The sequence below is a fragment of the Stenomitos rutilans genome, assembly GCF_059505485.1.
On sequence record NZ_JCACKR010000090.1, the window covers coordinates 100400 to 126771 of the forward strand.

The 26372-nt window shown below is 52.8% G+C and carries 25 protein-coding genes; 12 read left to right on the plus strand and 13 right to left on the minus strand.

Annotated elements, in window-relative coordinates:
- Window positions 1-138 precede the first annotated feature (138 nt).
- Complete coding sequence (locus AC5JLP_RS16565; RefSeq protein ID WP_496069032.1) at window positions 139-2046, plus strand: DUF3352 domain-containing protein; 1908 nt, start codon at window positions 139-141, stop codon at window positions 2044-2046.
- Between the two features lie 52 nt (window positions 2047-2098).
- On the opposite strand, the gene AC5JLP_RS16570 is transcribed toward AC5JLP_RS16565, so the two are convergent.
- The 4 genes from AC5JLP_RS16570 to fmt all read right to left on the minus strand — a co-directional run bounded on the left by AC5JLP_RS16570 (window position 2099) and on the right by fmt (window position 6051).
- Window positions 2099-2653: a hypothetical protein gene (locus AC5JLP_RS16570; protein ID WP_496069033.1), complete on the minus strand. Its 555-nt coding sequence runs from the start codon at window positions 2651-2653 to the stop codon at window positions 2099-2101.
- Window positions 2654-2754: 101 nt separating this feature from the next.
- Window positions 2755-3450: a hypothetical protein gene (locus AC5JLP_RS16575; RefSeq protein WP_496069034.1), complete on the minus strand. Its 696-nt coding sequence runs from the start codon at window positions 3448-3450 to the stop codon at window positions 2755-2757.
- Window positions 3451-3749: 299 nt separating this feature from the next.
- Window positions 3750-4793, minus strand: coding sequence for a fatty acid desaturase (locus AC5JLP_RS16580; RefSeq protein ID WP_496069035.1), 1044 nt, complete (start codon window positions 4791-4793; stop codon window positions 3750-3752).
- Between the two features lie 253 nt (window positions 4794-5046).
- Window positions 5047-6051 (minus strand): methionyl-tRNA formyltransferase, encoded by a 1005-nt coding sequence (gene fmt, locus AC5JLP_RS16585; RefSeq protein ID WP_496069036.1) that lies wholly within the window; start codon window positions 6049-6051, stop codon window positions 5047-5049.
- On the opposite strand from fmt, the gene AC5JLP_RS16590 reads away from it, so the two are divergent.
- Together AC5JLP_RS16590 and AC5JLP_RS16595 are read left to right on the plus strand one after the other, a co-directional pair.
- Window positions 6050-6223: a hypothetical protein gene (locus AC5JLP_RS16590; protein ID WP_496069037.1), complete on the plus strand. Its 174-nt coding sequence runs from the start codon at window positions 6050-6052 to the stop codon at window positions 6221-6223. The two genes, fmt and AC5JLP_RS16590, sit on opposite strands and share 2 nt — an antisense overlap.
- 32 nt (window positions 6224-6255) lie before the next feature.
- The gene (locus tag AC5JLP_RS16595; RefSeq protein ID WP_496069038.1) at window positions 6256-6561 is read left to right on the plus strand and encodes a hypothetical protein; all 306 of its coding nucleotides are present in this window, start codon (window positions 6256-6258) and stop codon (window positions 6559-6561) included.
- Here AC5JLP_RS16595 and AC5JLP_RS16600 read toward each other — a convergent pair.
- Window positions 6558-8006, minus strand: coding sequence for a DUF4335 domain-containing protein (locus AC5JLP_RS16600; protein WP_496069039.1), 1449 nt, complete (start codon window positions 8004-8006; stop codon window positions 6558-6560). The two genes, AC5JLP_RS16595 and AC5JLP_RS16600, sit on opposite strands and share 4 nt — an antisense overlap.
- A complete protein-coding gene (locus AC5JLP_RS16605; RefSeq protein WP_496069040.1) occupies window positions 8003-8629 on the minus strand; it encodes a DUF3038 domain-containing protein in 627 nt (208 codons plus the stop codon). The genes AC5JLP_RS16600 and AC5JLP_RS16605 overlap by 4 nt, the downstream gene beginning before the upstream one ends.
- A 452-nt stretch (window positions 8630-9081) precedes the next feature.
- Here AC5JLP_RS16605 and psbP point away from each other — a divergent pair, with 452 nt between their 5' ends.
- The 6 genes from psbP (at window position 9082) to AC5JLP_RS16635 (ending at window position 13556) form a co-directional block, all read left to right on the plus strand.
- The gene (psbP, locus tag AC5JLP_RS16610) at window positions 9082-9621 is read left to right on the plus strand and encodes a photosystem II reaction center PsbP (RefSeq protein WP_496069041.1); all 540 of its coding nucleotides are present in this window, start codon (window positions 9082-9084) and stop codon (window positions 9619-9621) included.
- A 26-nt stretch (window positions 9622-9647) separates the two neighbouring features.
- Window positions 9648-9806 (plus strand): type II toxin-antitoxin system HicB family antitoxin, encoded by a 159-nt coding sequence (locus tag AC5JLP_RS16615; protein ID WP_496069042.1) that lies wholly within the window; start codon window positions 9648-9650, stop codon window positions 9804-9806.
- 98 nt (window positions 9807-9904) lie between these two features.
- The gene (locus AC5JLP_RS16620) at window positions 9905-10573 is read left to right on the plus strand and encodes a Maf family protein (RefSeq protein ID WP_496069043.1); all 669 of its coding nucleotides are present in this window, start codon (window positions 9905-9907) and stop codon (window positions 10571-10573) included.
- Between the two features lie 355 nt (window positions 10574-10928).
- Window positions 10929-12035, plus strand: coding sequence for a protein kinase domain-containing protein (locus tag AC5JLP_RS16625; RefSeq protein WP_496069044.1), 1107 nt, complete (start codon window positions 10929-10931; stop codon window positions 12033-12035).
- Between the two features lie 111 nt (window positions 12036-12146).
- Window positions 12147-12722: a sigma-70 family RNA polymerase sigma factor gene (locus AC5JLP_RS16630; RefSeq protein WP_496069045.1), complete on the plus strand. Its 576-nt coding sequence runs from the start codon at window positions 12147-12149 to the stop codon at window positions 12720-12722.
- Between the two features lie 27 nt (window positions 12723-12749).
- The gene (locus AC5JLP_RS16635; RefSeq protein ID WP_496069046.1) at window positions 12750-13556 is read left to right on the plus strand and encodes an anti-sigma factor domain-containing protein; all 807 of its coding nucleotides are present in this window, start codon (window positions 12750-12752) and stop codon (window positions 13554-13556) included.
- 132 nt (window positions 13557-13688) lie between these two features.
- Here the strand turns inward: AC5JLP_RS16635 and AC5JLP_RS16640 are convergent, their stop codons facing one another.
- Window positions 13689-14957 carry an alpha/beta hydrolase fold domain-containing protein gene (locus AC5JLP_RS16640; RefSeq protein WP_496069047.1) on the minus strand — a complete coding sequence of 423 codons (1269 nt, stop codon included), beginning with the start codon at window positions 14955-14957 and terminating at the stop codon, window positions 13689-13691.
- A gap of 27 nt (window positions 14958-14984) precedes the next feature.
- On the minus strand, window positions 14985-16964 hold the full coding sequence (gene recN, locus AC5JLP_RS16645; protein WP_496069048.1) for a DNA repair protein RecN: 1980 nt from the start codon (window positions 16962-16964) through the stop codon (window positions 14985-14987).
- A 254-nt stretch (window positions 16965-17218) separates the two neighbouring features.
- Between recN and AC5JLP_RS16650 the strand changes: the two genes are divergently transcribed.
- From AC5JLP_RS16650 to AC5JLP_RS16660, 3 genes are all read left to right on the plus strand, one after another.
- On the plus strand, window positions 17219-19150 hold the full coding sequence (locus AC5JLP_RS16650) for a tetratricopeptide repeat protein (protein ID WP_496069049.1): 1932 nt from the start codon (window positions 17219-17221) through the stop codon (window positions 19148-19150).
- Window positions 19151-19262: 112 nt separating this feature from the next.
- Window positions 19263-19640, plus strand: coding sequence for a GNAT family N-acetyltransferase (locus tag AC5JLP_RS16655; protein WP_496069355.1), 378 nt, complete (start codon window positions 19263-19265; stop codon window positions 19638-19640).
- 233 nt (window positions 19641-19873) lie between these two features.
- Window positions 19874-21937: an ABC1 kinase family protein gene (locus AC5JLP_RS16660; RefSeq protein ID WP_496069050.1), complete on the plus strand. Its 2064-nt coding sequence runs from the start codon at window positions 19874-19876 to the stop codon at window positions 21935-21937.
- Window positions 21938-22099: 162 nt separating this feature from the next.
- Here the strand turns inward: AC5JLP_RS16660 and lexA are convergent, their stop codons facing one another.
- The 5 genes from lexA to AC5JLP_RS16685 form a co-directional block, all read right to left on the minus strand.
- A complete protein-coding gene (gene lexA, locus AC5JLP_RS16665) occupies window positions 22100-22735 on the minus strand; it encodes a transcriptional repressor LexA (protein WP_496069051.1) in 636 nt (211 codons plus the stop codon).
- 82 nt (window positions 22736-22817) lie between these two features.
- Complete coding sequence (locus AC5JLP_RS16670; protein ID WP_496069052.1) at window positions 22818-24047, minus strand: aspartate aminotransferase; 1230 nt, start codon at window positions 24045-24047, stop codon at window positions 22818-22820.
- Complete coding sequence (locus tag AC5JLP_RS16675; RefSeq protein WP_496069053.1) at window positions 24044-25255, minus strand: iron-containing alcohol dehydrogenase family protein; 1212 nt, start codon at window positions 25253-25255, stop codon at window positions 24044-24046. The genes AC5JLP_RS16670 and AC5JLP_RS16675 overlap by 4 nt, the downstream gene beginning before the upstream one ends.
- A 99-nt stretch (window positions 25256-25354) precedes the next feature.
- Window positions 25355-25873 carry a Ycf51 family protein gene (locus AC5JLP_RS16680; RefSeq protein ID WP_496069054.1) on the minus strand — a complete coding sequence of 173 codons (519 nt, stop codon included), beginning with the start codon at window positions 25871-25873 and terminating at the stop codon, window positions 25355-25357.
- 44 nt (window positions 25874-25917) lie between these two features.
- Window positions 25918-26340, minus strand: coding sequence for a tetratricopeptide repeat protein (locus AC5JLP_RS16685; protein ID WP_496069055.1), 423 nt, complete (start codon window positions 26338-26340; stop codon window positions 25918-25920).
- Window positions 26341-26372: the final 32 nt, after the last annotated feature.

The window sequence follows — 26372 nt, forward strand, 5'->3', positions numbered from 1 at the left end:
TGGGGGTTGGAACCTTCTTTAGACTCTTGGGCATGGGTGTATCGAGCGGGGCTTGTCAATGGAGTTGGGTCTTCACTCTGTTAGATGATCCTCACTTTCAGTGAACTATTAATCAAAGAATGGTTGGAGGAGAAAGCGTTGTTGCGTTGTGCTTCTGTTTCATTTTCAGTTGCTGTGGCGATCCTGTCGGGTAGTGTCATTGCCCGTGCAGTACCTCTGCCTCAACCATCTCCACCTGCTGTGACGACGGTGTTGCCAGCCAATACTCCCGGTGTAGTGCTGGTGAATGTTACGCCTACTGCCTGGGCAGAGGTCGATCGCTTTAACCCGTTGCCAGATTCCCTGCGAGTACCATTTAAGGTGCCATTCCTGCCAGACGAAATCGAGTTTGCGCAAGATATTCAGCCGTGGCTTGGCGATCAGGTGGCGATCGCCCTGGTGCCTACAGCGGGATCGATCGCCAGTTCAGTCCTGCAAACATTTGACAGCAGCGCGATTTTGCTCGTACCCATCACAAAGCCCGATCGGTTCGATGCTTTCTTGCACAAGCTGAAAGCCACACGCGGGAAGCCTAACATTGAGCGTGAATACAAAGGCGTGATGCTCCTGGAATGGTCTGCACCGCCTGAGTCAACCCCTCCAGTGGTCAAACCGGATGCAACGACGCAACGCACGTTACCGCCTTCTACCGTCTTCGGTCAGCGTCAGTCTCCGTGGAGCGCCATCAGCCGTTTTGCAGATGGGACGGCGAACAAGGCCGTGACGCCTAACGTGCCGCCAGTGCCCCCTCTTGCGCCGGATGAGTCCCCTACACCTACGCCATCTCCCAGTCCAACAGAGGCAAAAGGATTGGCGATCGCGCTTTTACCTGGCAATGTGGCTGTTGCCGCACAGGTGCAAACGCTGGAAGACTTGATTGATGCCCGTTCTGAACGAGAGCCACTGGCGCAAAGTCGGTTGTTTCAGCGGACGTTGCAGCATCCTCAAACTGGACGATCGCTCGTGACTAGCTACGGTGAGGTGAGCGCGATCGCCAAGTTCTTGTGGACGATCGCCAAAAATTCGCCTTCGACAGCCGATTTTGGCCTACCATCCCTGAGCGAAAGCCAACTAACTGCACTGACCAAACTCTATAGCACGGTAGATAGTCACATCTGGCTTCAACCTGAAGGTATCCACAGTCAGGTCAATTTCTACTACACAACGCCTCAGCCCAAGATGGCGACTCGTGCGGTGCCTGATGCAAACCAGATCTTAAGCCGCTTACCATCGGCAACCTACCTCTCTGCCAACAGCCGGAACTTTAAGCAGCAGTGGCAAGACTCACTCGACTCTGCCCAGGATGACCTGGCTAGCCAGATTGCGATCGCCAGTCTGCGTAACGGCTTTCGCACGGCAACGGGTCTCGATCCAGAAAAGGATGTCATTCCCTGGATGGACGGTGAATATGCCTTCTTTTTCTTTCCAACGACCGGAGGGTTCTTTAACTATCTCTACCCCAAACTTAATCTTGGGTTGGGTTTGATTGTGCAAACCAGCGATCGCCAAGCCGCAGAAGCCGCCCTGAAAAAACTGGATCAATTTATCAAAAAAGAGGCAAAGGGTGAAGTGGCGATCGTGCCACAACAGTTTAAGGGACAGCCGATCGTTAGTTGGGAAACCAAAGAAAAGGGTAAGACGATCAGCTTTCTATCTTACGGTTGGGTTGATGCAAAAACATTGGTGATTACAACCGGGTCGAAACCAATGGCAGATCTAGCTCCCAAGCCTTATTTGCCGCTGCACCTTAACCATACGTTTCAAACGGCGACAGCCAGCTTTCCCCTGCCGAACGATGGCTACTTCTATGTCAACATGGGCGCAACGCTTTCCTTTTTCTACAGCCTGATTTTGCCGTCTGCTCCTACAGAAGACTCAGTGTTTGTGCAGGAATTTCAACGAATTGCTGGCTCTGTCCGCAGTGTCAGCACCTCCAATTCCGCTACGGCTGAGGTGCAGCGAGTCGATTCTCTATGGGTGCTGGCTCCAGTGAAGCAGTCGAAGTAGAGATGGGTGTAAGCTACGATTGCCCACCTGTAAGGGTGCGGCATCGTAAGGTCTACTGTCTGCCAAAAGCGTTGCGGAGCCTGATCTTACAGGTAACGTAGACGGGTACTTGGTAATGTTCGGCGAGCAACCAGGCCACAAAAGCAAAGTGCGTCAAAAACGTCAGACTGATCCAAACGGTGGGGAACCACGCCCAGGTGCTACCCCTCATCGGTGGAAAGGTGTGGGAAGACAGCCAGATCAGCGCTGGCGGCAGCAACACCAGGGCTAAACCTACCAGCCAGACGACAATGGTGAGATCCATATCTAGTTGGTTGGCGGCTTTCCAGTTAACCCCGTTCCAGCGCCACGTCATAGGTTGGGAGCTATCTTCTACATGAATAGACTGTTCCGGTAAGTTGGCCGTAAAAATATGCCGACAGAAATCGCAGGCAAAGGCATCCATCAGCGTCAGGGCTGCAATCTGACCATGACGGCACACGGGACAAATGTACGTTTCTTGATACGTGAGGCTGCGTCGATCGCCACCCCGTTGCGGGTCTCGCTGAGAAGGGGTCGCTAGTTTACGATCGCCTTCAAAATCACGTTGACGGCTTAATCCTGTCATCGGACTGCTCCACGAAAGGACGATGAGATAACCGTGAGACCCGAACGCGTTAGCGGTGATGACTGCGGTGAAACCGTTCTGTTGCGTTAACCAAAACCGAACTACTTGCTGGCAAGACGGGCGCTACCGCCGATCGTTCGCGTAATCTCTACTCCATTCTGCTGCAAAATCACAATCGGGTCAGAACCAGCGCTTGCCACGATGCGCTTGACCAGCACCTGCCCATTCGACAAATAAGCCCCAGCATGCACGTAGCGGCTGGTTTGAGCTTCTGGCTCTTTCACAATCACGCTCCACCGACCACCTACTTTGATGACACCGCTAATTTCGATCGCATCTGCGAGGGCCGTGCGAGAAACGGGCAACTGGGGCAACGCTGGCGGCAAAGGGGGAAGATTCGCCGGAGCGGGTGTCACGGGCAGCGGGTTGAAAGCTGGCAACTGCCCCTGCCTCGGCGCTGGTAGAGGGCTGGGCAGGGTGACTGCTGGCTTGTTCGTTGCGGCTGCTAGTCTAATGGGTGCCGTTGAAACTGCCGCAAAGGGATCGGTTCGTCCCGTCACGATCGTGGGGATTCGCATGCGGGCATTGGTTGGCGTAATCAACCCCGGTACCGTAGGCACTGGCAGGACTGCTGCCGGACTCACAACGGGCTTCGGAAAGTTTTGGGCGACTGCTACAGGTGCCGCTGCTCCACCGTTAGAGGGGGATGGCACAGCCGTCTGCTCATTCTGCGGGGCTTGAGAGCAAGCCGTTAACACGAGTAGGCTTCCGAGACTGATGAGCGATCGTGGGTACATGCCTGATTCTTCCTGTCGCCGAGACTAGCCTCAGGATAACGCCAGTCAGCGAGAATGACTCACCTTGCCGGAAAATTAATTCATCTCATACCGATTAAAAGAATGACGGCTACAGATCAATCGCTGGGTAGGGGCAAGGCATTGCCTTGCCCCTACAGGATGTGTCGCATTTTCAATTCAAATTGGTATCACTTCAGACTATCTCTCGTTTAGCGGTCAGAATTGATTAATCGCAGCTTGGGTAGGGGCACAGCCATGCACTCCTACTCTCTATCCTCGCTGGCTCTTGCTCACGTTGGCTACGGTTGCCGATGGTAATCCTTAAATGACATGTAGCAGTCTTCAGAATGATAAAGGTGACACTGATCGGTGATTTCTTTCATCAGTGACCAGGAAAAACGGCATTCATAGAGGTAATCCCCCCAATGCTCTCGTAAGCTTTCGTGTGCCATCCGCAGGTTGTACGACGGAATGGCAGTAGAAAGATGATGGGGGACATGGACATTAATGTGATGACACAACTGCTCGACCCACATGGGGTAGTCGCAGTGAACGGTACCAGCCAGTTGTGCTTTTGCAGCGTGCCATTGGTCGGGTTCCTGAAAATCAATATCTGGAGCGGTGTGATGTACCAACGTAAAGGTACTCATCCAGAAGTGATAGACCAGCCAGGGCAACAACCAGAATTTAACAAAGCCGCCTATACCTAGCGTGGCAATCAACAGAGGAAAGGCGATCGCGGCGAAGCCAATGACTACTGCAACCGACAGTCTGACTTTGTGCCGATCTTTCGTCTCTACTCGTGATGGGTCAAAGTGCATAATTGCCCAGTGAATAATTGAAGCGAACCACCAAAGCCGTCCCCGCATTCCTTGATAGGCACCCTGAATGAATTTGGGCATTCCAGCATAAAGTTCGGGGCGGAAGGGCTGCCAGGCGTTATCCACATCCATCTTGTTGGTATGGTTATGGTGTTTGTCATGCAGAAGCCGCCAGCTATGAAAGGGATAGACCAACGGCAACATAAACAGATGCCCCACCAGATCATTCACCCAACGCCGCTTTGCAAACGATCGATGTCCACAGTCATGGCTAATGACAAAAAAGCCTGTCAGCGCTGTGCCAGTGAAAATCCAGGCGAATGGCAGCAGAAACCAGGGGGCGATCGCAATGCTAGCGTACCCTAAGCCAACCATTAAAACGTTGATGAAAACAGCTGTCCAGGCTTTTTTCATATCCTTCTGAAAGCATTCTTTCGGCAGAGTTCTCAGAATGTCTTTTAAGCGCAGATTGGCATTCAAGGGTGTGAATGTCAGGTTAGTGGGGCGTACTGTCGCAGTCATGAATTAATTGTTCTCTCTCGATATAGATTCAGTTGAGTTTGCTGAGTTGCTTAACCCCAGCAAATGCCCATGAAAAAACCTGCTACTGAAGAGCAGTAAGCAGGTGCTAGTTCCTCATCAAAGGAATCATGAGCAGTCAGGTTGAGCAAACAAAGGGGCGCTCTCAGAGTGCATCTATCTAAATGATGATTTAGCAACAAGCTAAACATTTATATCACACCCGCTGATTCAGTATGCCCACTCGTCTAAAGAACTAAACGTCAGTGATCCCCAGCACTTCACCATTGGCTAACCGTGTACCATTGGCAAAATCCCAGCCAGATTGGGGCCGTTTGCCAGGGAGTTGAACGCTGCGCAACAGTAACACCCCTTCGCCCGTTTGTACAATCGCGCCTTCCCCTTTCGCTATACCAAGCACTTCACCAGGCTGTGCGGTTAAGGCTGTGGTTGACCAGTGTGGCACAAGTACACTTAACGTTGACGGCAACTGCGATTGATAGGCTGGCATGAGCGGTACCGTTGCCATAATTTTGAGAGCATCGCCCCGAAAAGTGGTGCTACAGGTTGGGAAAAAGCCACGCACCTGATTGTGAAGGGCGATCGCGCTACGTGACCAATCAAGCCGATAGTCTTCTTTTTTAATCAATGGAGCATAAGTCGCTTGGGTCTCATCCTGCGGTGCTGGCTGCAAGGTTTGCTGGTTAAGCTGTAGCAGGGTCTCAATGAGTAAGTCGGCTCCGATGGGGGCTAAACGTGCTGCCAGGTCGTCAAAATTGTTCAGCAGCGCGATCGGCATACGTGCTGTGAGCAGCATTGGTCCTGTATCCATCCCTGCATCCATGAGCATAGTAGTGATGCCCGTTTCCACCTCTCCGTGATACAGACTCCACTGAATTGGGGCAGCACCGCGATATTTTGGCAAAAGCGAACCATGCGCATTGACGCAGCCCAACCGAGGCATATCGAGCATTGCCTGCGAGAGAATTTGCCCATAGGCAACAACCACAAACGCATCTGCTTGAGCGGTATGGAGGAACGCCAGGGTTTCCTCATCCTTTTTGACGCTTCTGGGCTGATACAGCGGCAGTTGGTGTGCCTGGGCGATCGCTTTAACGGGTGACGGTATGAGTTCATTGCCTCGTCCGCGCCGCTTATCTGGTTGTGTGACGACTGCCAGTACGTTGAAATTTGGGTGAGCTAGCAAACGCTTTAGACTGGGCACAGCAAAATCAGGCGTGCCGAAGAAGATGATGTTCATGTCAATGAGCGTACATGCAAAAGACAACCAGATCGAGCCGCATTCGATCGCGGGAACCTACTGCAATAGTCGAGCCGATTGGCGACCGAACCGCTACGAGTTTAGCTACCTCAGCACACCGTTGTCATTTCAATTCGACAGTTTGACTATGAAGGGCAGTGGCCGACGCTAGAAGCCAGTCCTAACCCCTTTGCCACGACTGTGATGGCTCATCTTAAGGCTCAGGAAACGCAACGCCATCCGAACCGCCGCAAGGAGTGGAAGCTGAGCTTAATTCGGCGTTTGTATGAATCTGGCTACAGTCGCCGAGACGTGCTGCATCTGTTTAAGTTCATCGATTGGGCTATGATCTTGCCAGAGGGCTTGAAGCAAGCATTTTGGCTGGATTTGAAGGCTTACGAGGATTGGAAAACCACTAAACGCGAGGTTCGCTCGGCGATCGCCCTGGGTCAGCGATCAGACAAACCACACGCAAGAGGTTCCTACCAAAGAAACCTCTGTACTTGCTAATTTTTCTGACCACGCCAGGGACTAATTTCAAGCTTACCGTCTGGTTTGAAGACCGCTTTGAACAGAGCGAGGGGTTCTGACATCGCTTCCGTATCGCCATCGGCTGCAAGTTTGCCAAGCTTAGCCAAGGGAACTTCTTTCTCGTAATTAGCGGCGCTTTGGTCATCTGGCTTGTAGTCCACGATCGTGCCGTCTTGCTTCACCCGGACTCGAAACACCAGGTCTTTCTTAAAGGTCGGCTTGTCTTTCCAGGCTTTGTCAATCTGGTCATACAGCGTGGGCTGAAGCACTTTAATCTGCGCCGGATCGGTAATTTCTGCAATACCTGTGATGGGGCTTGCCACTGCCTCGCTCCAGGGGGTTACATCCACTACCCCAGTGGGAGTAAAGACGACTTTGTACTGAGCGATTGGCTCCGTTGTAGGCTGCGATCCATTGGTTGGAATGTACAGCAAGCTCGGTAAGGGCGTTTGATTGACATTAGTGAGTGCAGCCGGGTTGATTGGCTTGTAGCCCACTAGCGCACCATCTTTCACCACACCCACGCGGTAAACCAGATCTTGCTTGACGGTTGTGCGGTTTTTCCACGCCTGATCAAGCTGGCTTGAAAGCTGCTTTTGCAGGGTTTGAATCTGGGTAGGATCCGTAATGTCAGGAGCCGCCGTCAACGTTGATTCTAACTTTGTCAAATCGGGCTGCGCTGCTGATGGTGATGAGCTGGGAGCTGTTGCTGCGCTAGCGCTAGGGCTGGGTGGCGTACCACTAGCGATCGGTGTGGGAGGGCTGGCAGAGGGTGAGGGCGAACCTGTAGTACTGGAGGTTGAGCTAGCTTTGGGCACCAAATCGCTAGGTTGGCGCACTTGGGGCGTCGGTATGAAGAAGAAGGCGATCGCAGCCAGTGCCAAACCAGAGGCTCCAATAGCTGCAGGCACCGCTTGCTTGGTAACAGGCTCGCTACTGCGAACATAGCGCTTAGCGAGGGGAGTAACCTTGAGGGCTAAATCTGGCAAGGTTTGAGTGTCTGCAAAGAACTGATCCACAGCCTCTACAAGGTCAAATAACTGGACAGTGGTTAGATCAATCTGGCGGGTCAAATGAGTGGCAATGCCCGAACCAGGATCGGCATCAGGGGGGAGTACGCTCAAGCGATGATGGGTCTCATCGAGCCGTTCTAGCTGCACAAGCTTTAATGAGGCATGAGGCGCTTTGAAGGCACGAATGCCGCTTAACAATTCTTGAGCATAAAGGCTTACAGCAGCCGTCAAGCTTTCCAGGAACTCGCGACCACCTGTTAACGGTTTTTCCTCACCCACAAGATGACATTCAGCACTCATGAGCTGCGACATGAGGGGTCGCGCTTCAGATTGACTGGTCACGATCGAATCGCCCCAGCCTTCCAGAACAATGGTGCAGTTCGGTAAATTATATTGACGTTGAATACTCATGCGACCTCTCCGTCAAACAGGCTTGCCCAAAACCGCTGCATCCCATAGGTACCTGTACAGAACAGCAGTTGAGTCAGCAGCTTTAAGGCCAGTTCATCCAACTTTTCATCTGAATTGTAAGCAGCCACGATCGCCCGCTTCGGGTTCATCCGCGATCGAAAATGGGCACGAAACCGCTCCAGATAATCACTCAACCGAAAGTGATGTTCCATTGATAACTGCTTATCGTTCAACTGCTGGTAGGCCAACAACAACTGCCGGATGAGTACTGTCAGCCGACGCGCCAGATAGCACCCAACCAGCACCAATGCCTTTGCTTCTGTCACGGTTAAAGGACGACGCTGACTGTAGCGCCGCAGTGGGTTGGTGCTACGTAACCGCCAGAGCGAAACCCGATTTTTGATCATGCTCTGAAGCTCTAACTCATTCGCCATGACCAGAATGGCTTCTGACCCGCTTAAGTCCAGCGCCTCGATCGCCAGCAGCATCAAATCGATTTCGAGTCGGGCACGGCGAGGGCAAACCTCATCGGGCAACGACGGATTCGGCAGACTATCAAGAATCAAGGGTGTGGACTGAACGGGTGGACTATTTAACTGCATTACACTCACGGGAACATCCATTCCAACTGGCTTAGGTCTTGGACTGAGCTTCGTCATTTAAGCGTCATTGCCAGGGTTAGCAATACTCATTGCAACAACTCTGGCTCCTACTCTTCGGTGCTGGCTGATCGGCGCTTTCGACGACGCGCTTCCGTAGCTAGGCTACTGGCTTAGTATCCAGCCGCATTCTAGCGAAATCAGGATCGTCAAAGCCAATCGTTCAGCGCAGACAAGGTTTTGTCTTACGGAGATCGAAGGTGAAAGATCGCGATCGCGCCAAAACCGTGCAGCCTTATAGTGTACGCTTTTGGGTTGTTTTATGACACAACGCGCAAAATTGGTCGAAAGTTCCCTACAGGTAGAGGGGGAGAATGTCGTGTAACAAAGCGTCATAGGAATGAGAGAATGAGGCAGGATCGGCACAGGACGATCGCAAGGTGCTGCTTGCAAAGATGGCTAGGAAAATTGGATCAATGCTTAAACGATTACTGGCAGTAGTTTTAGTGGTAATAAGCCTGAGCCTGCAAGGATGCGTCACCCCCACGGGCGGCTTAAAGCCTTATATCGACAGCTTCGACGGTTATAAGTTTCTTTACCCCAATGGTTGGTTGCCTGTCAGCGTGACGGATGGCCCGGATGTTGTCTTTCACGACATTATTGAACAAACCGAAAATGTCAGTGTTGTTATTAACCCCGTGACAGGCAACAAGACACTGGCTGATTTGGGCAGCCCTGGTGAAGTGGGTTATCAGCTAGGCAAGAGCGCGATCGCGCCTCCCGATTCTGGACGCAAAGCCGAGTTGGTGAATGCAGAAGCTCGTACCGTCGGCGATAAGCTGTATTATCTGCTGGAATATGCGGTTAAAGTGGGCGATCGCGAACGCCACAACCTTGCTAGCGTTGCCGTAAGCCGTGGCAAACTCTACACCTTTAATGCCTCTACTCCAGAAGACCGTTGGGCAAAAGTGCAGCCCTTGCTAGAAAAGAGCGTTAAGTCGTTCTTGGTTGATTAATTAGGAGCACGGGAGCCGAGCGTTGTATGAACATTAGAGCAATGATTCATCCAGCAGAAGAAGGCGGCTACTGGGCAGAGATTCCTGCTCTCCCTGGTTGTATTACGGAGGGAGATACAATGGATGAAGTCATAGCGAATTTGAAAGATGCCATTGAAGGTTGGCTCAGTGTTGCTAATGATTAAGCAAGGTACAACGTCTCTGGCAAACAAGAGCACGAAATGACGCTCCGAGAGTTCGTTCACCCTGGTTCTCGTTGCTTTCTCTCTTTTTCTACTCCCTTATGGGCTTCCCACAGTTCATCCTTGCATCTGCGTCACCTGCGCGGTTACGGTTGCTGCGAAGCGTTGGTCTTGAACCGATCGTCCATCCGAGTGATTTTGACGAATCCCAAGTGCAACTGGATGATCCAGCCGCACTGGTACAAACGTTGGCCCTCAGTAAAGCAACCACTGTCGCAGCCCAACTCGAACACAACGCCTCTGGTGTAAGGCTTATTTTGGGATGCGATTCCGTTTTAGCGGTGAATGGAGAAATTCACGGCAAACCAGCTAGCCCAGAGGACGCGATCGCACGCTGGCAAACCATGCGTGGTCAAGTCGGGCACCTCTACACCGGACATGCACTACTCGTCATTCGCCCCACACCCTACTCCCCATACCCCACACCCTACTCCCCACACCCTGCCCCGCCGCCGCTCGTCCGTTGCCAAGTGACTCATGTCCACTTTGCCGCTGTGAGCGATCGCCAGATTGCGGCTTATGTTGCGACGGGTGAACCTATGTCCTGTGCTGGCAGCTTTGCGTTAGAAGGGAAGGGCGGCTCGTTTATTGACAAGCTAGAAGGTTGTCACAGCAACGTGATTGGTCTGAGCCTTCCCCTGCTCCGCCAAATGCTGAGCGATCGCGGCTTTGACATCACCGATTTTTGGGCAACGGCTAGGATGCAGTAATGGAGGATAAGACGGGTGAATATCCTCTTATCGCTCTAGCCAGTTTTGTGATAGTCGCTATGATCTTTCCAAGACAGCGGCTCAGCTACAAAGGGACGGTTCACCGCTACGATCGTGCTGATTCAGCAACCCTTAATGGTTGGATTTAAAGATTTCACCGATCCGGTCTGGTTTGTTCTTACACTAAAAGCAGATGGTGTTGAACCTCAGTACTGGTATCATCGATCGGCTAGATTGATTACCCAAACGCTAGGGTAGCTTGAGGTTTCGTCTAGCTGGTACTGCATCTATCGTTGTCGGCTCAAAGGTAAGTTCCTCGCTTCGATCGCACTCTTCGCAATTACCTGGCTCTTTGATGAATCGTTCGGTGACTGATCTCTCCAATTTTCGTGCTGATGTGCGCGATCAGACCTATTTGGGGCAGCTCTGCGGGTCTGGGCAACGCTTTCGCGATCGCTACGAAATTCTCAAAATCCTTGGGCGGGGTGGCTTTGGCATTACCTTTTTAGCACGGGACGCCTCTCTTCCCGGTCAACCGCTCTGCGTGATTAAGCAGCTTTGTCCCAAAGTCAACGATGCTGCGGCGTTACAGCAAGCGCGTAAGCGTTTTGAACAGGAAGCTGCAACCTTAAGCAAGCTGGGTAGCCATGCTCAAATTCCCCAACTGCTGAACTACTTTGAGTCAGCGGGCGAGTTTTATCTGGTGCAAGAATATGTCCGAGGCCATACCCTGACTAAGGTGATTAAACGGTGTGGCCCTTTTGCTGAGTCTGGGGTGAAGCAGTTTCTGAAAGAGTTTCTGCCCCTGCTTCAGTATGTGCATCGTCATCGCGTGATTCATCGTGATATCAAACCCCCAAACTTGATTCGTTGCCGTGATGATGGCCGACTCGTGCTCATTGACTTTGGTGCTGTGAAGGAGCAGATCACTCAAGTGAGCGATTCGAGCGGTAAAGCCACTTCTACTCAATTTGTCGGCACCGTTGGCTTTGCGCCACCGGAACAACTGGCTTCTCGCCCCATTTATGCCAGCGACATTTATGCGTTGGGGATTACCTGCCTGTATCTTTTGTCGGGTAAACCACCGTTAGAGTTTGACTACGAGTTTCTGACTGGGGATGTGCGTTGGAGTGAGTATGTATCGGTGAGCGAGCATTTTGGCACGGTCTTAAGCAAGATGCTGAAAGTGTCGCCGCAGGATCGGTTTCAGTCGGTCGATGAGGTGATACGGGCACTGGAGCTAGAACCATACTTTGACAATCTTGTGCATTGTATGAATATCAAGCCCAAGCCCTTTCCTGCTGCTGCGTCAGACGAGAAGGATACGGACAGCTACGTGCCGCCAATGGTGCGATCGGCGATGGCAATCCGCGATTGGCAAGCCAAACTCAAGGCTAGACGAGCGCGAGATCGGGTGTATCAGCCCAGAATTACCCATAGTGGTTCCAGCTATTTTCGTTAGGCAAGTCTGACGTGTATTTTGCTGACTGTGGTTAAATGGCATCATGCTTGCCTGACGTAAAGCGGAAGCCCCGGCTGAATCTGCAAGCGCTGTATGCTGTCATACCTCTGAATGGCGACCGAATCCCCCTCCCATGAAGCCGCTCTCCTGTCGCGTGTTGCCCAGCACGATCAGGCAGCGCTAGCAGAACTGTACGATCGCTATGCGCGAGTGCTTTACTCCGTCGCGTTCAAAAGTCTGCGATCAGCTGAAGAAAGCGAAGAAGTTGTGTTAGATGTCTTCGCTCAAGTATGGCGCACGGCAGGTCGTTATGACGGTGCAAAAGGACGGGTCGACAGCTGGCTGTTTATGATGACCCGTAGCCGTGTTCTCGATCGATTGCGAAGCTTACAGCGAACGACTAAGGTTACCCTTGCGTCAGAGAATTTAGCAGAGATCCAAACCACGACTACGGGCGTAGATCCAATTGAAAACGTCCTGATCTCAGAGCGCCGCGATCGAGTGTTAGCCGCCCTCAGCCAACTGCCCGAAGAGCAACGCCAGGTTATCGAGTTGGCATACTACAAAGGACTTACCCAATCAGAAATTGCTGCGCAGGCTAACCTCTCGTTAGGCACCGTTAAAACGCGCATTCGGCTGGGCTTGAGTAAGCTGCGAGTTGCCCTTGGTAACTGGGAGCAAAGCTAGGATAGGAATCTAGACCCTTAGAATGTGATGAACGCTGAAGACCGCTGTTTTTGTGAACTTGCTCCGCTCTATGCACTCAACCTGCTCGACGATGAGGACCGTCGCTGGGTTGAGGCGCAAGTGCTTGAAAATCCAGAACTAGCGGCTGAATTGGCAGAATATCAGGTGACCGTAAATACGCTTCCTTATGGAACGCCTGTGGTGCCGATGGCAGAGAGCTTGAAAGGGCGTCTGTTCCAACGGTTAGCAGCCGAGCCAGCCGAGGTACCCCTGCTGACAACTGAACCAGCACAGGAAGCAACTCCTCCTGCTCTTTCACAGACATACAGCCGCTCGGAAGCCTCTGCGCGATCGCGGGTTGTACCATTTCACCGCAGTCGGTGGCCACAGGCAGCGGGAGCCATTGCCGCCCTAACCGCGATCGTCCTCCTGGTAGACAACTACCGTCTTCGTGAGCGCGTTCAGGCAGATCAGGCGATCGTGGCGACGCTCCAGCAACCCGACAGCATCGTTTACCTGCTAAGAGGCACGGACAAAGCCGCAAACGCCTCTGGTAGTCTGGTTGTGAACTCTAGCCACAAAACTGCTGTTGTCCTGGTGCAAAACTTGCCTGCTTTGCCTGACGGTCAAGCCTATCGTCTGTGGGCCGTTCCTAAAGGAGCCACCAAACCCGTCTACTGCGGTCAGTTCAATCACGATCGAACTGGCACCGTTCACTGGTCGTTACCAGAAGCTGCTTGTAGTGCCAGCGTACCGCAAATGCTAGTGACCGCTGAATCAACATCCGATCCGCCGATTCCGACAGGGCCGCTGGTGATGAAGAGTACGCTGTAGGCGTGGGGCATGGGAAGCAGGGGAAGCAGGGGCGGCAGGGAGAAGTTCTGAGTTTTGAGCTAGGACAGCAATCAGTGGTCATTCCTCTAACAACTAACAACCAACAACTAACAACGCCTTCTCAGTGGCTCTCTACTGCAACGCCCACGCCAGAAAGCGTTCTGTGTAGTAAAGGGCTAGCTGGTTGCTGACTCCGTTAAACACTTTGTCGAAGACGTGTTCTGCCCAGGGGATTTCAATCCAGACGGCGCGGTTGTCTGTTGCCTGAAGTTGATCGTAGAGCGATCGACCAAACTTTGCCTGCACGAGATGGTCGCGTCCACCATAAATGAGTAGGGAAGGCGGTAGTGCTGGCCGAACGTAGCTGTAAGGAGAAGCCTGTCTGTACAGCGCCGGAAATTCTTCTGGCGTGCCGCCTAGCAGTGCTTTGAGTACAGCGCGACTGTTGATTGGGTCTGGATGAGGCAAATCATAGTAGCCCTTTGTCAAGTCAACAGGGCCATAGTAGTTCACCACTGCCCGGATCGGGATGTTGCCAGGCTGATAGGCTGCCAGCATGGCTAGATGGGCACCCGCCGATCGCCCCATCAACGCCACCCGATTCAAATCCACTTCTAACTCCACCGCGTGCTGTTGAATATACGCCAGCGCCGTTTTCACATCGTCAAACTGTGCCGGAAAGCGATATTGGGGGGCATGACGGTAATCGATCGCCACCACGGTATAGCCGCGTGCTGCCATGTAACGACTGAAGGGTGCATCGTCGTTCGGGCTACCGTTTTGCCACGCGCCACCGTAGATAACCACGATCGTTGGGTGTTGCCCCTTCAGCGGAGGATGATAGACCGTCAGCGTTAAGGGCACACCATCAGGTGTCGCAAACGGTATGCCTGCTGTTGTGCGCACAGGTTGCTCTGGAATGCCCCGAAAAACATCGATTAGAACGAACGGTTGAGACCGCGTGGGTGGTTCAGCCACATTAACGACATCGACACCGACAGTGCTTCCTGTTGCCTCCACCATTGCTCTTTGCAGCCGCATCAGTGCAGTTGACCGAGAGACGGATGCATAATCTGCTCCTAACGCTGTCTCCATTGATTTGGCTGCTTCCTGATTGGCAGTGGGAAACTGCCGCAGCGGTAGCGTACTGATGGTCAGGCTCACGAGACTACAGATAAGCACGAGGCGAAAGAGCCAGCTTTTACGCACGTACCACAACGTGAGTAACGCCGCGATCGTATTTGCTCCGATCAACCAGGGGCTAATTTCTGGTGCACCCACCCCTAAGGGCAGCAGGGCAAACGTTGGTGCAGGGATAACAATCCAGACGGTGAGAAAGAACGCCACTCCAAAGATAAATAGCGATAGCCCTCGCAGCAACGCCTTTAGTAAATTCTGCATTCAAAGAAAACTGTAAACGGTGTGCGATCAGCTTTTGCGAGAAGCTTTGCTTTTAGTGGTTTTGGCTTTTGGTTCAGGTGCAATAGCTAGTGTGTCAACCGATCGTGCCTCCCGTAAATTGGCAGCTTGGGTCAGCAGAGAATCGGCAAACGCATAGGCAACGGCATCGATCGTGTCACTGGCTTCAGAAGTAGATTGTCCGCCAGCCAGTTGAGCCAATTCTTCGCGCCGTTGTTGACTGTCAAGCGGCGTCACGCGGACAACTGTGCGAACATCGGAGTCAAGGGAGTGGGGAGTCGGGAGTGGAGAGTCGGAAAGGGAGGACGCGAAAGTTTTAAGTTTTGAGTTTTGAGTTTTGAGTTTGCCATTCTTTGTCTCCCCTGCTTCCCCCTCTCCCCTTGCTTCTTCTGTACCTCCTACCTTCTGCCTTTTGCCTTCTGCCTCCTGCCTCTCCAACTCAATCACTTGTTTACTCACCCGCCAGTGATGGTCTGCCATCGCCGCGACGATCGGCTGGTGGGTTACGCATAGCACTTGATGATGCTGGCTAAGCTGGTGGAGCTTTTCTGCGATCGCTTGCGTCACGCGCCCCGAAACGCCCACGTCAATTTCGTCAAAAACCAGGGTACCAACCGGGTCAATTTGAGAGAAGCTGGCTTGCAATGCCAATAGAAAGCGGCTCATTTCGCCACCAGAGGCAATTTCGGTCAACGGTTGCAGCGGCTCACCTGGATTGGGACTGAAAAGGAACGTCACGCGATCGGCTCCCAGTGCTGATGGCGCAGCGGGGGAAATCCCAACCTGAAACTTTACCTTCTCCATTGCCAGCGGCTTGAGTTCGGCCACTAACCGCTCCTCTAAATCTTTTGCCGCTGTTTGTCGTCGTTGGGTTAAGACCGCGCAAGCGGCTGTTAAAGCCTCCTGACGTTCCTGGTAAGCGTGTTCTAAATCTTCCAGAGATTGTCCACCACCCGTGAGTTCGTCCATATCAGCTTGCAGGCGCTGATAAAGGGCGATCGCATCCCCCAGAGTCGGACCATACTTGCGACAAACCTGCTTCAGTTCAACAATCCGCTCCTGTACTTCCTGAAGCCGTTGTGGGTCAGCCTCCAGCGTTTCTCCATACATATTGATTTCCCGTCCGGCTTGCTCTACTTGGGCCAGAGCATTGCTGACGAGTTCCAGAATGGGCTGGATCTGTGCGTCATATTCCACCATTTCTTGGAGGGTGATTTCGGCTTTGCCTAGCAAATCAGCACAGGCTTCTGCGCCTTCATCGTTTTGATAAAGCGCCTGGTACACCTGATAGCTCTGATGCTGAAGCTCAACGCTGTGGCTGAGGCGTTTGCGTTCTTGCTCCAACTGCTCTAGCTCATCCGGCTCGGTGAGATTGGCAGCACTCAGCTCCTTCAGTTGGTACTCAAACAGGTCAAGCTGCTGAAGGCGCTCTTGTTCCGATTTGCGGCGCTTTTCTAAGGCTTGGAGCGCTTGTTGATACGCCGCAAAGGCTGTCGTCACGATCGCCCGCTTCTGAAGCAAAGCATCGCCACCATAACTGTCTAGCCATTCGCGCTGGAGAGGAGGCTGACCGATTTGCACCGTTTGTCCTTGTGCCGTTAGTTCAACCAGCCGATCGCGCAAGTACTCTATTTGCTGCTTGTTGACCAGCACACCGTTGATGCGCGATCGACTCCGCTGACTGCTTTGACTGGCGACAATTTCGCGGCTACAGATCAGTTGCTTCTCGTCCGTCAGTGAAATCTCTTGCTGCTCTAGCCAGGTAGCCAGGTCAGGTTCCAACCGAAAGATGGCTTCTACGACGGCGCGATCGGCTCCTGTCCGAATGGCACGACTGGTTACTTTGCCACCCAACACGGCGTCGATCGCATCCAGGATGATTGACTTCCCTGCACCCGTTTCGCCAGTGAGTACAGTCAGCCCTGCGCTCAGCCCTAGCTCTAGGCGGTCTACCAGGGCGAAATTTTCGATTCGCAGGGAAAGCAGCATGGGCGGGGAAAGAGTAAGGGGTGTAGGGAGTGGGGGATAAGGGGGAAGGATGAGGAAGTGTAATGGATGAGCAATGAGAGCGTTTAGACTAGAATTTTGGGATGACTAGAATTTTGGGATGTAGTTGTAGTGTACTACCAGGGTCTGACTGTGCTGACTGGTTGACAGATTGACTCGCTGATAGAGTGTTTCCATTTCTCACACCCTACACCCTACACCCTACACCCTACACCCCATTCCCCACGCCCCTCTAAATGGTAGCGATCTCTGAAGTAATGGCAACGGCTTTGCAAGCGTACCGAGTGGGAAATTTGGTGCAGGCAGAATGGTTGTGCAATCAGGTGCTGGAACAACAGCAAACCTATGTGCCTGCGCTACACCTGTTGGGCGCGATCGCGCAGCAAACGGGCAGGCTAGAATCGGCGATCGCTCACTATGAAAGGGCGATCACGCTTGACCCCCGACATGCCGAAGCGCATGGCAATCTGGCAGTAGCATTCCAGGAGCGTGGGGAGTGGGAGAACGCAGCAACACACTTCCAGCGATCGCTGGCACTCAACCCAAATCATGCTCCAACCCATTTCAATGCTGGAAATCTGGCATTAACGCAAAAGCGATTGGATGAGGCGATCTTGCACTATCAACATGCTATTGCGCTTAACCCTAACTACGCCAGAGCTTATACCAATTTAGGGAATGCATTCAGAGCACAAGGTCAGCTTGAGGCGGCGATTGTGCAGTACCAACAGGTGCTCACGCTGGTTCCAACCGATGCGCAAGCCTACACCAATTTTGGAAATGCCCTACAGGCGCAGGGACAGCCAGAAGCCGCGATCGCCTACTATCAGAGCGCTCTGGCGCTTCAACCCACAAACGCTGAAGTGTACTTCAATTTGGGCAATGCGTTCAGGCTGATGATGCAGGCAGAGAACGCGATCGCCCACTACCAGCAGGCGCTGACTCTAAAACCCTACTGGGCAGCCGTACACAGCAACCTGGCACTGTGCTTGCAGGAAGAACAACACTATGAAGCTGCGATCGCCCATTTTCAGCAGGCTGTAGACCTGGAACCGACTGATGCTGAGGCACACAACAATTTGGGCGTGATGCTGTATGAGATGAACGAGTTAGCGCGCGCAATCGCACATTGTCAGCAGGCGATCGACCTCCAACCTGAGTTTGCCGAAGCTCACCTAAACCTGAGCATGGCGCTCTTAGCGAATGGGGATTATCACCAGGGCTTTCGTGAATATGAGTGGCGCTGGCAGGCTCAAGATGCGAAACAACCGTCTTTGCCAGGAAGCAGATGGGATGGCTCGGCTTTAGAAGGACGCACGTTATTGCTTTACACAGAACAGGGCCTGGGCGATGCGATCCAATTCATTCGCTACGTGCCACTGTTGGCAAGGCAGCATCGTGTCCTTGTCGAGTGCCCCAACCCCTTACTCCGCCTGTTTGGGATGATTCCAAACGTAGAACTGATTCCTCAAGGTTCTTCCTTGCCTGCGTTTGACGTTCATCTCCCGCTGATGAGCTTGCCGTACATTCTCGGCACCACTCTGGAAACAATCCCTCATCAGGTTCCTTATCTCTCAGTGCCAGCAGACTGCAAATGGTCGATCGCTGATCGCACACATTCTCTCGAAACCAGCACCGAATCTAGCTCTGAACGCGCAACCGGAAAACGGGTCGATCCCCCTCTCAGACTCGGCATTGTTTGGGCGAGTGGTTTACCCAAAGACCCTAGGCAGCGCAGATTCTCTCGCAATCGCACCGCGCCTCTTACAGCCTTTATGAACAGGTTGCGCCCGCTTAAGGTGGAGTTGTACAGCCTCCAGGTTGGTGTTCATGCGGCTGATATTGCTCGGTACGGGTTTCAAACCTGCCTGCATGACTTGAGTTCCCAGCTTCGGGATTTTGGAGACACCGCAGCCGCGATCGACCAGCTCGATCTCATCATCTCAGTAGATACGGCGGTGGCTCATCTAGCAGGCGCACTGGCGAAACCTGTATGGATTGTGCTGCCGTTTGCGGGTGACTGGCGCTGGCTACTGCATCGGAAAGATAGCCCCTGGTATCCCACTATGCGCTTGTTTCGCCAACCGTCTCCCGGTGATTGGGAAGGCGTGATGGCTGAAGTCGTACAGGCATTAGAAGAAAGGCTTGACCATGAACATTCGTCCTGAGACCCCTACTGATCATGCGGTGCTCGCAGCGGTGCTCACTCAAGCTTTTGGTCAAGCAAATGAGGCGCAACTTGTGGATCGCATTCGGTAGAGCGATCGCTGTATTCCTTCGCTGTCGCTTGTTGCAGAGCGTGATAAGGCAGTGGTTGGTCACATTTTATTCAGCTACGTTGATCTGGTTAGCGATGAGACACGACGCATCTTGGCACTGACTCCGGTTGCCGTACTACCCACATATCAAAATCACGGCATTGGGAGTGCATTGGTGAACGCAGGGTTAACGATCGCAGATTCAATGGGAGAAGCGTTAGTCGTTGTCCTGGGACATCCACTGTTCTACCCTAAGTTTGGGTTTGCACCTTCCATACAGTACGCGATTGCAGCCCCTTTTCCAGTGCCAGAAGATGTTTTCATGGTCAAACCGCTGAAACACTTCCAGCCCATGTATCGAGGCAACGTTGTTTACCCACCTGCCTTTAATGATGCTTAGTTCGGGAAGTTCGCCTTGCATTTGTCCCGCTGGGCAGAGCACAGTAGAGAGGCGTGATGGTTAACTTAAAGAAGGCGTGCCTTTTGCAAACTTTCGGCGTAGTAACCGATGTCTGACCAGTGCTCATCAACGGTAGACATGAAGGCTGAGACGCTGACGGTCACAGAGGTCAGTTAACGCAAAGATATTGTTACAATGTGTTACATCACTAGCTCTTATCCGGCTGCACCCTCATGAATGTTAAGACCGCACCGCATAAATCAGATTCATTTGCGCCAGAGCATACTGCTTTAAATTCTACAGAGCAGCGACATCATGAGGCGGAAGGAACCCTCGTCACGCCCACGCTGGTGTTGGATAGTGAGATTTCGATCGAAGAAGAGGAGCGCCTACTGCTGGCAAACATTCTTCCGGCTGACGAAGAAGATGGTTCGTTGCGCTACGACCCAGTGGCGATCGCGGCTCATTATCGCCAGCATCCCTTTCAGGTGTGGGGACGGGTTTTTAATATCTTCTTTCCCTTCCTGACATTTGGGCTGAAATGGTGGTTGAATTCTCGGCTTGGCTTTACTGTGCAGAAGCATCGCCAACAGGCTGTTCGTCTGCGTGAAATGTTGACGCGTATGGGGCCTGCTTTTATTAAAGTGGGTCAGGCGTTGTCCACTCGCCCCGATCTGGTGCCGTCAGATTATTTGGAAGAACTCACCCATCTGCAAGACCAGTTGCCACCGTTTGATAATGCGGTTGCCTATCGGTTTATTGAAGAGGAACTGGGCGATTCGCCTGACATGATTTATGCGGAGTTGACTGCAAGCCCGATCGCGGCGGCTTCTTTGGGGCAAGTGTATCGCGGTCGGCTTAAAACGGGTGAGGAGGTTGCTGTGAAAGTGCAGCGTCCTGGCCTTGCTCAAAGTATTGCGCTGGACACCTATATTTTGCGTGGTTTGGCGGCCCTCACCATGCGACTGGTCAAGCGAGTGCGCAGTGACCTGGTCGGCATTATGGACGAGTTCGCTGCTCGCATCTTTGAGGAGATGGACTACAACCAGGAAGGGCGAAATGCTGAACGCTTTGCTCAACTGTATGGGCACATGCAAGACATCTATGTGCCTAAGATCTACTGGCAGTACACGGGACGGCGAGTCCTGACAATGGAGTGGATTACGGGCACTAAGCTGACTCAGCCAGAAGCGATTCGAGCGCAAGGTGTTGATGCCAGCTACCTGATTGAGGTGGGTGTGCAGTGTTCTTTGCGCCAGTTGCTCGAAAATGGTTTTTTCCACGCTGACCCCCATCCTGGCAATCTCTTGGCAACGCCCGACGGCAAACTGGCGTATCTGGACTTTGGCATGATGAGCGAAGTCAAACCCGCCCAGCGGTATGGCTTAATTGAGGCGATCGTCCATCTGGTCAACCGTGATTTTGAAGGCTTGGCTAAGGATTACGTCAAACTGGAATTCTTGACGCCCGATACAGATCTGACACCCATTATTCCTGCCTTTGCCACCGTTTTTAGCGATGCACTGGGAACCACCGTTGCTGAAATCAACATTAAAAGCATCACCGATCAACTTTCCGCGCTGATGTACGAGTTTCCGTTTCGGGTGCCTGCCTACTATGCGCTCATTATTCGATCGCTCGTGACGCTAGAAGGCATTGCCATCAATGTTGATCCCGAATTTAAGGTGCTTAGCAAGGCATACCCCTATGTCGCCAAGCGCTTGCTCACTGACCCGGCACCCGAACTGCGAGCCTCTTTGAAAGACTTGCTGTTCAAAGACGACAGTTTTCGCTGGAATCGTCTAGAAAACTTGCTGCGAAATGCTCGTAGCAGCACAGATTACGACTTAAGCAAAGTTGTGGATCAAACGCTGGACTATCTGTTCTCAGAGCGCGGCGGCCTGATTCGCCATCAGATTGTGGAAGAGGTTGTAAAAGGCGTTGACTCGATCGGCAGCAATGCGCTCAACAACCTTCGATATAGCTTTGCCGAACGGTTTGGTTTGACTGTTAATCGCGCCGATGCCGTGCCAACCGAAAGTCAGCAAACGTTAGAGCATCTCAAGCGCATCTGGGACATCTTGCAAGAAACGCGCGGGTTTGACCCCACTAGGCTGTTGCCAGTGCTTCCAAAGCTGTTGTTTAAGCCAGAAGCACACCAGATGGGTCAGCAAATTGCTGAGGGATTGGCTCAGCGTGCGATCGCTCGCTTCATCCGCGAATTTCTTCTTGCTGATGAACCAACCCGTGCGACTCCCCCTACAGCCCAACCCCGACTACCCGCATCTCGTGCCTGACCGTATGGAAGGCTGATGCAAAGCCTGGTTATACCAGTTCTCAGTTTTGAGTTGAAGAGCGGTCAGCGGTCAGTGGAGAAGTGTTGAGTGTTGAGTGCCCGAACCTTGGTAGTATCGCTGTTTGAAGCACATCACCTGTAGCTCAATGAAAGGGAAATGGTATTAGACCAGTCCTCTCAGTAGACCGACATAAATGCCTTGAATCTCTAGCTCTTCAACGTTCATATCAACTACTGTTGGCTCGTAGGCTGTGTTGGCAGGCTGAAGTGTAATCTGCTGTCCATGCCGATAGAGATATTTGAGTGTAGTCGTCCCGTTCTTTCTCGCTGCGACGATCGTGCCGTTACGAATGGCACGCGGGTTCGTTTCTCGCCGCATGATGACGACATCGCCATGATCAATCAATGCGCCTGTCATGCTGTCGCCCCGCACCTGAAGTGCAAAATGCTGGGAACGCTCGTGCTGAGAAAGATGTACCAGTTTCGGTAAACAGGAAAGCTCCAAGTGCTGTTGCTCCTGATCAGAAAAGGTTTCTACCAGGCTATGCGCCGCGATCGCCCCAATCAGCGGAATGCCATTACTGGGGCGCAGGATTTTGAGCGATCGAGATTTGCGGGGGGCATGGCTGATGAGTCGCTTGGTTGTCAACGCATCAATGTGAAGTTGCACCGACGCGAGCGATCGGTACCCCAATCCTTTCTGGATTTCACGGTAGGTGGGGGCCATCCCATACTGCGCCATGAAATCCTCAATCCAGGTAAGCACCCGTTGCTGCGAGGCGGTAAGTAGCGGCTGCATAAAGCGACAAAAGAGCGTTTGTACTACTTTACACTATTTTTCTACTAATGGCGGTCATCTTGCCAAATCTAGCGCCCTTTAGTCAGGCTCTGGTGCTGCGCTGATCGGCGCTGGAGACGAGATCACTGGATTGGTAGCGGATGCCTGCTTGCTTGAAGCGGTGTAGGGCTTCACCGAGGCGATCGCACTCGGCAATCAAACTAATCCGCACGTAGCCTTCACCACCCGTCCCAAAAGCATTGCCAGGAGTCACCACGACCCCGGTTTCTTGCAAGACAGAGAGCGCGAAATCAGTGGAGCCAATGCCAGGAGGACAGGCAACCCAGAGATACATTGTGGCGTTAGGTTTAGGCACCGTCCAACCCAGGTCTGCCAACCCTTGAATAAGAAAATCGCGACGGGTGCGGTAGCGTGCCTGCACCTCATGCAGATACACATCTGGAAGCTGTAGTGCGGTTTCGGCGGCGGTTTGTAGGGCTGCAAAAATTCCGTAGTCCAGGTTGGTTTTCAGCGTGCGTAACCCTTGCACAATGTGGCGATTACCGACGACGAAGCCTACGCGCCAACCTGCCATGTTGTAGGTTTTAGAGAGGGTGTGAAACTCGACCCCAATGTCTTTCGCACCGGGAATTTCGAGCAGGCTGGTGGGCTGGTAGCCATCAAAGGCTAGTTCGGCATAGCAAAGGTCATGCACCAACAGAATGTCGTAGTGGCGTGCGAAGGCAACGATCTCTTCAAAAAACTCGCGGGGTGCCGTAGCAGCCGTCGGATTGCTGGGGTAGTTGAAATAAAGGATTTTAGCTTCTCTGGCGATCGCCTCAGGAATGGCTGACACATCAATGAGCCAGTCATTTTCAGGCTTGAGGATCAGGCTATGAATGGTTGCCCCTGCAATCAGCGGGCCTCGAAAGTGCGCCGGATAAGCAGGGCTAGGCACCAAGACTAGATCACCCGGATTCACGTAAGCCAGCGCCAGATGCGTTAAGCCTTCTTTAGACCCCAACAGTGGTAGCGCTTCGCCTTCTGGGTCAAGTTTGACGTTGTAGCGGCGGTAATACCAATCGGTGATGGTGCGTCGAAAGCTAGCGGTGCCCTCAAAGGGAGGATAGCCGTGATTCGCTGGATTTTGTAAGGCCGCGATCGCCGCCTCTACAACAGGCTGCGGCGTTGGCCCATCGGGATTGCCCATCCCCAAGTCAATCAGGTCTAGCCCCTGTTCTCTGGCGCGTACCTTGAGTTCGTCTAACCGCGCGAAGACATAAGGCGGCAAGGAACCCAGGCGATCGGCGGGTTTGATCCAGTCTGGTTTCATGCCATTACCTCATCGTTAAGGGAGTGGGGAGTGAATGCTGATCCCTGGCTTCTGCTAAAGTCATTCACACCAGCTTCTTCTCGCCGTGTGCTTGCAGCCGTAGTGCTTGCAGCCGTAGTGGAAACCATTGCAGCCATCAGTTGCGCAGGTTCGACTGCAAAGGGCAGACGGTGGATATCGGACTGTTCGGCACAGGCAATGACTGCCGCTCGTTGTAAATCGGTTAGGGCTATATCTGCTAAACCCAAGTCGTTGAGACTTTTGGGTAGCCCAATATCACCATAAAACTTTAGCAACTGCTGACGGGCCGTCGCAGCCAGTTGGTTCCCCTGGACAATTTCTTCCAGACGCAATTGTACCAGAATGCCATACGCGACTTTCTCACCGTGCAGTGTGCCGTGACTGTCAAGGAGATGGGTCAAACCGTTGTGCACGGCATGGGCGGCTACTGTGCGACATTGGGCACCGCCTAAACCACCAATGACACCTGCCATCAGCACCGTAGCATCCACAACCTCTTGCCACGCTTCCCCCCCCGGTTCTTGAAGGGCGATCGCAGAGGTTTGAAACAACAGATCGCGCAACACTCGCGCTTGCTGCACGGCGGCGATGATAAGCGTTTGCTGCACATGCCCGCTGCTGACAGAGGCTTCGTACCATTTGGCAATCGCATCCCCAATGCCTGCTATCAACGTGCGGCGGGGTGCCGTTTGCACCACATCATAGTCCAGCACCAGCAAATCTGGGCAGCGTGTCAGCGCCACGTCGTACTGAAAGGCACCCTGATCTGTATACACGTTAGAAAGGGCAGTCCAAGCGGCACAGGTAGCGGCTGATGTGGGCACCGTCACAATCGGCAAATGGTGCTGATGCGCCACCAGCTTGGCAGTATCGATCGCTTTGCCACCGCCAATGCCAATGACTACATCGGCTCGGTGCAGGTCGATCGCTTGATGCAGTGTCGCTAATGTAGTCTCGCTACAGTCCGCACCGTATGTCATCCAGGCAATCTGAAGCGGTTCATGCTCCAATACTGTCTGCAACTGCGGTCTAATTGCTGCAAGAGTCTGGTTGCCGCCAATGACCAGCGGATGTTGCCCTAGGTGCGCGATCGCGTTCCCTACCTGATTCACTACCCCTCGACCACGCAGCACCTGTGCTGGGGCAATTGTAAGCGGTGGTTGACAAGCAATACAAGCGGTAGACATGGCGGAATCGAGTGTAAACGCTAGACAAAAAACGGGCAAGAATGCGTTTTACCAATCTAAAGCATCGTCACACATCAGGTTGTGAGCCAATTTCTAGACTCAAACCGACGGTTTGGGCAAACGCGCAAATTGTTCGCGATCGATTTCAATGATCGCTTGCTGATCGGTAGGAGAAGACAGGGAGGGCTTGATTTGTCCCAGATACACGGGTTGAGACACGCCTAGTTTGGGATGGAGCAGAGAACGAGCGCGAATGGTCATCGTCGCTTCGTCCTGAGCGAGCCGTCCCGTTGAGTACAGATCTACAGCCGCTTGACGCAGGGTGGCATCCAGTTCTGTCTCGGTGATGGTGGGCGGAACCACAATCACAACCTGAGAAGCACCAGAGTCAAAGACCCGCGTAAACTTCACAGCCCCTGGAATTTGAGGTCGATCGTGCAGGCCCAATCCCAACGCAAAGAGGCCGCCTGTCAGCACACTCATAAAACCCGTGACGCCTACCAGACGAAAGCGGATGCCCCACTTCAGCACCCAGCCTAAGATCATCAGCACAGCGCAAAAAAGAGTGAGATATCCCGACCAGAGGGCGATCGTAACGAGTGGCAAACCAAACAACATGCGATTTATGAAAAAGGGGCAACAGATTTAAGCTTCAGACAACCTTACGCTTCGGACAGCCAGGCTCTGACCCGCTCCAGGCTCAGCCAACCTGGTTTACGGACAAAACCATCTTCAATATTTTGGGCAACTTCCTCACGCAGTTCTGGAACTGCCATCACAAGCTGCTGCACAATTTCGATGTGTTGCCGCACGCCTTTTTTCGAGGTTTCCAGCATTGCCAACACTAAATTCACTCGTGCTTGCGGATCTTGCGGGTTCAGCTTCACGGCCTTTTGTGCTGCCTCGTAGGCCTGGTTGGGCTTTTCGATGAGGAGATAGAGCCATGCTAAACACGTCCAGGCAGAGCTACTCTTACGGGAGCGATCGCACACTTCTTTAAAGACTGGAATCAGCGTTTCAGGCGCTTCACCTGCCTTGTAGCGCTCAATGCCTTCATCAAAAAGTGAGTCAACAGTTTGAGTCATAAGGGAGAAAGAAAAAGTTGTTGGTTCTTAGT

Bases quoted from the DNA above. Each gene is read 5' to 3' on its own strand.
- AC5JLP_RS16570 (WP_496069033.1), bottom strand. From the start codon at position 2,653: ATGACAGGATTAAGCCGTCAACGTGATTTTGAAGGCGATCGTAAACTA.
- AC5JLP_RS16575 (WP_496069034.1), bottom strand. From the start codon at position 3,450: ATGTACCCACGATCGCTCATCAGTCTCGGAAGCCTACTCGTGTTAACG.
- AC5JLP_RS16580 (WP_496069035.1), bottom strand. From the start codon at position 4,793: ATGACTGCGACAGTACGCCCCACTAACCTGACATTCACACCCTTGAAT.
- AC5JLP_RS16590 (WP_496069037.1), top strand. From the start codon at position 6,050: ATGTCAATGAGCGTACATGCAAAAGACAACCAGATCGAGCCGCATTCG.
- fmt (WP_496069036.1), bottom strand. From the start codon at position 6,051: ATGAACATCATCTTCTTCGGCACGCCTGATTTTGCTGTGCCCAGTCTA.
- AC5JLP_RS16595 (WP_496069038.1), top strand. From the start codon at position 6,256: ATGGCTCATCTTAAGGCTCAGGAAACGCAACGCCATCCGAACCGCCGC.
- AC5JLP_RS16600 (WP_496069039.1), bottom strand. From the start codon at position 8,006: ATGAGTATTCAACGTCAATATAATTTACCGAACTGCACCATTGTTCTG.
- AC5JLP_RS16605 (WP_496069040.1), bottom strand. From the start codon at position 8,629: ATGGATGTTCCCGTGAGTGTAATGCAGTTAAATAGTCCACCCGTTCAG.
- psbP (WP_496069041.1), top strand. From the start codon at position 9,082: ATGCTTAAACGATTACTGGCAGTAGTTTTAGTGGTAATAAGCCTGAGC.
- AC5JLP_RS16615 (WP_496069042.1), top strand. From the start codon at position 9,648: ATGAACATTAGAGCAATGATTCATCCAGCAGAAGAAGGCGGCTACTGG.
- AC5JLP_RS16620 (WP_496069043.1), top strand. From the start codon at position 9,905: ATGGGCTTCCCACAGTTCATCCTTGCATCTGCGTCACCTGCGCGGTTA.
- AC5JLP_RS16625 (WP_496069044.1), top strand. From the start codon at position 10,929: ATGAATCGTTCGGTGACTGATCTCTCCAATTTTCGTGCTGATGTGCGC.
- AC5JLP_RS16630 (WP_496069045.1), top strand. From the start codon at position 12,147: ATGGCGACCGAATCCCCCTCCCATGAAGCCGCTCTCCTGTCGCGTGTT.
- AC5JLP_RS16635 (WP_496069046.1), top strand. From the start codon at position 12,750: ATGAACGCTGAAGACCGCTGTTTTTGTGAACTTGCTCCGCTCTATGCA.
- AC5JLP_RS16640 (WP_496069047.1), bottom strand. From the start codon at position 14,957: ATGCAGAATTTACTAAAGGCGTTGCTGCGAGGGCTATCGCTATTTATC.
- recN (WP_496069048.1), bottom strand. From the start codon at position 16,964: ATGCTGCTTTCCCTGCGAATCGAAAATTTCGCCCTGGTAGACCGCCTA.
- AC5JLP_RS16650 (WP_496069049.1), top strand. From the start codon at position 17,219: ATGGTAGCGATCTCTGAAGTAATGGCAACGGCTTTGCAAGCGTACCGA.
- AC5JLP_RS16660 (WP_496069050.1), top strand. From the start codon at position 19,874: ATGAATGTTAAGACCGCACCGCATAAATCAGATTCATTTGCGCCAGAG.
- lexA (WP_496069051.1), bottom strand. From the start codon at position 22,735: ATGCAGCCGCTACTTACCGCCTCGCAGCAACGGGTGCTTACCTGGATT.
- AC5JLP_RS16670 (WP_496069052.1), bottom strand. From the start codon at position 24,047: ATGAAACCAGACTGGATCAAACCCGCCGATCGCCTGGGTTCCTTGCCG.
- AC5JLP_RS16675 (WP_496069053.1), bottom strand. From the start codon at position 25,255: ATGTCTACCGCTTGTATTGCTTGTCAACCACCGCTTACAATTGCCCCA.
- AC5JLP_RS16680 (WP_496069054.1), bottom strand. From the start codon at position 25,873: ATGTTGTTTGGTTTGCCACTCGTTACGATCGCCCTCTGGTCGGGATAT.
- AC5JLP_RS16685 (WP_496069055.1), bottom strand. From the start codon at position 26,340: ATGACTCAAACTGTTGACTCACTTTTTGATGAAGGCATTGAGCGCTAC.